Source organism: Sulfobacillus harzensis (genome assembly GCF_012933365.1).
Lineage (GTDB): Bacteria > Bacillota > Sulfobacillia > Sulfobacillales > Sulfobacillaceae > Sulfobacillus_B > Sulfobacillus_B harzensis.
Genome location: NZ_JABBVZ010000161.1, coordinates 1 through 4,996 on the forward strand (window position 1 = coordinate 1; position 4,996 = coordinate 4,996).

5 protein-coding genes are annotated in these 4,996 nt (G+C 58.4%); 2 read left to right on the forward strand and 3 right to left on the reverse strand.

The window, feature by feature from the left end:
• The first annotated feature begins 84 nt into the window (after window positions 1–84).
• Together HIJ39_RS21305 and HIJ39_RS21310 are read left to right on the forward strand one after the other, a co-directional pair.
• Window positions 85–1,317: an MFS transporter gene (locus tag HIJ39_RS21305; RefSeq protein ID WP_169103054.1), complete on the forward strand. Its 1,233-nt coding sequence runs from the start codon at window positions 85–87 to the stop codon at window positions 1,315–1,317.
• A gap of 114 nt (window positions 1,318–1,431) precedes the next feature.
• Window positions 1,432–1,842 carry a VOC family protein gene (locus HIJ39_RS21310; RefSeq protein WP_169103055.1) on the forward strand — a complete coding sequence of 137 codons (411 nt, stop codon included), beginning with the start codon at window positions 1,432–1,434 and terminating at the stop codon, window positions 1,840–1,842.
• Between the two features lie 72 nt (window positions 1,843–1,914).
• Here the strand turns inward: HIJ39_RS21310 and HIJ39_RS21315 are convergent, their stop codons facing one another.
• The 3 genes from HIJ39_RS21315 to HIJ39_RS21325 are packed head-to-tail and all read right to left on the reverse strand — an operon-like array spanning window position 1,915 to window position 4,914.
• On the reverse strand, window positions 1,915–3,405 hold the full coding sequence (locus HIJ39_RS21315; RefSeq protein ID WP_169103056.1) for an aldehyde dehydrogenase family protein: 1,491 nt from the start codon (window positions 3,403–3,405) through the stop codon (window positions 1,915–1,917).
• A 40-nt stretch (window positions 3,406–3,445) separates the two neighbouring features.
• Window positions 3,446–4,489, reverse strand: coding sequence for an alcohol dehydrogenase catalytic domain-containing protein (locus tag HIJ39_RS21320; RefSeq protein ID WP_169103057.1), 1,044 nt, complete (start codon window positions 4,487–4,489; stop codon window positions 3,446–3,448).
• Window positions 4,486–4,914, reverse strand: coding sequence for an SCP2 sterol-binding domain-containing protein (locus HIJ39_RS21325; RefSeq protein WP_169103058.1), 429 nt, complete (start codon window positions 4,912–4,914; stop codon window positions 4,486–4,488). Before HIJ39_RS21325 ends, HIJ39_RS21320 begins: the two co-directional genes overlap by 4 nt.
• Window positions 4,915–4,996 lie beyond the last annotated feature (82 nt).

The following is a 4,996-nucleotide window of genomic DNA, read 5'->3' on the forward strand; positions in this document are numbered from 1 at the left end:
ACCTCCAACCAAGGATTTCCCTTACCGTACCATAACCTTCCGTGATTATCACGAATTAAGGAATGGTTCTACTAGGAGGCTAAAATGGCGACGATTGAAGAGAAGGCATCGCCCGCTGCACGTTTCAGTTACATGAGTTCCGGCGTTCTTGGCCTCGGCATGTTTGGCATCTCGTTGGCGGCCGGCATCTATAACAGCTATGTGCCGCTTTTCATCCGCCATTACGTCCCAAGCGCCGCCATCATCGGGCTGATTGTGTCCGTGCGCACCCTCATGGGCGTCGTGCTCAACACGTATTTCTCCGCCCGCTCGGACCGCACCCAAACCCGCTTTGGCCGGCGCCTGCCCTACATCCTCATTGGAATGCCCGTGACCGGAATCCTGTTTATGCTGTTCCCGTGGCAAATTGGGGCCGCCTTTTTAATCGTGGTCGATTTGGTGTACGCCGTGGCCTCCAATGTCTTTTACGCCCCCACCATTGCCTTGATGCCAGATGTCACCCCGGCGCCTCGGCGAAGCCAAGCCAACGGCATCATCAACGCAATGGCCGGACTCGCGGCACTGCTCGCCTTCTTTATAGGCCCGGCGTTGTTCCACATGGGACGGCCGCTGCCCTTTTTAGTGGTTGGGGTGCTATTCTTCATCATCCCCTTCATCATGTGGCGGGGAATCCGCGAACCAGCAATTGGGGCCCCGTCCAGCGACGGGGTGGGCATTCGTCATCTCCTCCATGCGGCCCGTCGGATCGTCGCCCGTCCCGACCGAACGGCCCTCTTGCTGCTGGCCGCCGTCTTCTTTTGGTCCGGCGGCGAGAGTTCCGTGGAGACCTTCTTTGTCACTTACGGTGTCTATCATTTGCACCTAGCATCTGCGACAGCGGTCATCACCATAGGCCTATTCGCGCTGGCCTACCTCATTTTTGCGGTGCCCAGCGGATTTCTTGCCGCTCGTTTGACCCGTCGACGCTTGGTGCTGGGCGGAACTGTCGGTCTTGCTCTGGCATTCTTTGCGCTAAGCTTTTTGAGCTCAGTGTGGCCCATTCGAGCATTTGCCTTGGTAGGGGGATTCTTTTGGGCATTCATAAACATCAACGGATACCCGTGGTTCACAACCCTTGCCGAACCAGCCGATGTCGGGGCATTTACGGGTCTTTGGCTGATGGCCGCAGGACTCGGCAATTTTGTCTGCCAGCCCGCCATCGGATTTCTGATGGATCGACTAGGCTACCCGTGGCTCTTTTATGGGGCGGCCGCGTCCGTGTTACTGGGATTTTTGGCCGTTCTGTTCACGCCCCGCAGAAAAGTGCTGGCCAGCTAGGTAGAACGATGCGCCGGGTACATCTCGTCGCACGCAAGGAACAATAATCGCGGACGACCGAGGCCGTTCCGCCCGAACGTCCCGAAAAAAACAAAAGTGAAGGAGAACCACGCCATGAACGTATTATTTGTTGCGGGCTTCGGTCCCATTGTTGGAGATGACCCCGTGGGAGAAACCGTCGCCTTTTACCACGATGTCCTCGGAATTGCCCTCGAGCAGGAAGGCGACTATTGGCATACCGGACACTTGGACGGTGTGAAGCACTTTGCCCTCTGGCCCTTGTCACAAGCGGCCGAATCTTGTTTTGGCACGTCAGTCTGGCCCAGTGACCTACCCAGACCCCAGTCTTGGATTGAACTCGATGTGGAAGACGTCGCTGAAGCGACCCGTGAACTTGAATCCCGGGGATACCGTGTTCTCGTATCGAACCGGCTAGAGCCTTGGGGACAAACTGTCACACGGCTTCTCGCCCCCGACGGTGCACTTCTCGGATTGACCCACACGCCGTGGATGCGCAACTCCTGAGTTCCCAAAAGTGCACCGAAAAACAAGCCGTACCGGAAATGACGACGTTCATGTCTTGGGTCAATCCCCGTATCAGCCGAGATTGACCCAAGTGGATTTGACTTCTGTGTAATGACTGAGCGCGTAGGATCCCATTTCACGGCCAACCCCGCTCGCCTTAAAGCCCCCCCAAGGACTCGTGGCATCCAGCAGATTGTAGCCGTTAATCCATACCGTCCCCGCTTTCAGTTTTTCGGCTACTTTGATCCCCTGGCGAATATCTTCCGTCCACACGGCCGCCGCCAGCCCATATGGTGTGTCGTTGGCGCGCCGCACCACCTCGTCCAAATCCTCGTAGGGCAACGCCGTAAGCACAGGACCAAAGATCTCCTCTCGGGCAATGGTTAAGTTGTCGGTTCCGGCAAAAATCGTCGGGCGGACAAAGTAGCCGCCACCCGCCTCGTAATTTCGTTCTCCTCCCACCACCAACTCGGCGCCTTCCCGCTTGCCGCTCTCGATATAATGGAGAACGCGTTCCATTTGTGCTTCCGAAACCAGCGGCCCCATCTCCGTACTCGGGTCGATCCCAAGACCTTGGTGAATGACCTTGGCTCTCCGCGCCACATCCGACACCACGCGTTCGAATTGGCTCTTTGGCACGAAAAGACGTGACCCCGCGCAGCATACCTCACCTTGATTAAAGAAAATGCCCATCATCGCCCCGCCGACGACAGACTCCGGATTGGCATCGGGCAGAACAATGTTGGGCGACTTGCCACCCAATTCTAAACTCACTCGGGTGAACCGGTCCGCTGCTGCCACCATGATTTCTCGACCGACCCGTGTTGAACCAGTGAACGAGATCTTCTGCACCCCCGGATGCGCCACCAGCGCTCGACCCGCTTCGTGACCGAATCCTGGGACAATATTCAGCACACCGGGCGGGAATCCCGCCTCTTGAGCCAATTCACCCAAGCGCAAAAGACTCAGGGGCGTGATTTCGCTGGGCTTAATCACGACAGTGTTTCCGCAGGCCAAAGCCGGGGCTATTTTCCAGGACGCAATCATCAAGGGAAAATTCCATGGTACAATCGCCCCCACAACGCCCAAAGGCTCGCGGCGCGTGTAAGCCAGATACCGTCCAGGAGCCGACACCGGAAGTGTCTCTCCTGTTAACTTGGTCACCCAGCCAGCAAAGTAGCGAAAGTGCTCCACGGTCAGGGGGACATCAGCAAGCATTGTCTCGGTGATGGGTTTCCCGGTGTTAATCGATTCGATTTCGGAGAACTCCTGGGCGTGCTCTTCTATCAAATCCGCCAACTTCCATAGAAGGCGGGCCCGCTCGGCCGGAGTAATCCGGCTCCAACGTCCGTTGAAGGCTTTGTCAGCGGCCTTCACCGCCCGATCAATATCCTCCGCACCGCCGGCCGCCACCTCGACCAGATTTTCACCGCTGGCCGGGTCCTTGACCCACAAGCGCTGGTTGTCCGCGCTGTCCTGCCATCGCCCGCCAATCAACATCGGCCGCGGCCGGGACAAAAAGTCGCGTACCTCGGGGCTAATCCACTCGGATTCTAAAACCATACGCTCCCTCCTCTGGTGCTTCCGCCATCTTCCCTCTCCCCTAGCCGACCTCGAGTACCACCTTGGTCGCCATCTGCTGGTGGAAGAGCCGATATCCTTCCGCTGCGTCTTCCAAAGGCAACCGGTGGCTTATCACCTGCGTCGGATCGACCCGTCCGCTAGCCAGAAGACGCAAGACCTCATCAATATCCCGGTGAATGTTAGCCAAACCGACCCGAAAGCTGATATCGCGTGTCAGCGCAGTCATTAAGGGGTAGTCCCAGTGGGCCTCCGCGGTGACGCCCAGCGCAGAAACACGCCCTCCCCCACGCACGAGTTGAAAGGCTAGGGACAACGTGGTCGGGCCCCCCACCGCTTCGATGACAACATCCACCCCTAGCCCACCGGTGTCTTTGAGAATACGGCGGACGGGGTTAGTGCGGTCCGAAGGCACCGGGCGCGCCCCAAAGGCAGACGCTTGCTCCGCACGGACCGTATCCCGATCGATGCTGTAAACCACACCAGCCCCGAGCGTCTGGGCGGCCATCACCGCCATCAATCCCACGGGCCCGGCACCGATGACCGCAACACTTTCGCCGGGCGCCAGATTGGCATTCTTCACCGCCCCGTAGGCGGTGGTGAAAATGTCCCCAGCAAAGAGAGCGCTGTCATCCGCCATGGCATCGGGAATTCGGCGTAGGTTAACGTCGCCCCAAGGGACCCGAACCCACTCGGCTTGCGCTCCGGGGTAGTCACCGAACGCCATGCCATAGCCAAGCACCCCGCCGCGTTGGCATTGATGGAATTGCCCAAGCCGACATAGCGAACAGAGACCGCAAGCCACATGAAAGGTGCCCACCACCCGATCGCCGACTTGAACGGTTTTGACCCGGGGCCCGACGGCCTCCACCCGGCCCACATACTCATGGCCGAGAACGGTCCCCGGTTTTATCCCGGGGATATCTCCGCGGTACAGATGCAAGTCCGAACCACAAATAGCCGCGGTCGTGACCCGGACTACCACATCATCCAGATCTTGAATCGTGGGAGGAGCCACGTCTCCGATACGAACCGTTTCGAGGTCCCAAAATTGGGCGGCCTTCATGCTCCCGCCCCGGGAAATACGGAGTCGATGCGGGCGGCGGCCCGCACGAGTTCCGTTGCTGCCGGAACGTACCGTGCAAGCACCACCATATTGCCACGCGTCAAGACCAAGCGGCCCCGCATGATGCCGGCAATGGCCTCTAATTCGCCATCCATAACCTCCCGCCAGGTAAAGGGATCGGCGGTGATGACGTAAGGGGCCTGGTCCAGGTCCTCGTCCGTCGCCAGACGCGCTTCTCGGCACTGGCCATGAAAGAGATCCACATAGACGGCCCGCTGTTCCGGAATGTTCTCATCCGGATCCGCCTCCATCACCAAGACCAACGGCCATTCCCAGGTTGCCGCCGCCTCTTGATAGGCGCGAGATTGGTTCAACTCCGTCTGCCATGCCTGGGCCCATTCATTGGTAAAGACTTCATAAGCCATTACATTTCCTCCTACCTTAGTTTTTTGTGTGAAACCTGTTGTTCTCATTGATTTTTGTGAAATCCCGGGACCTCTGCGACCG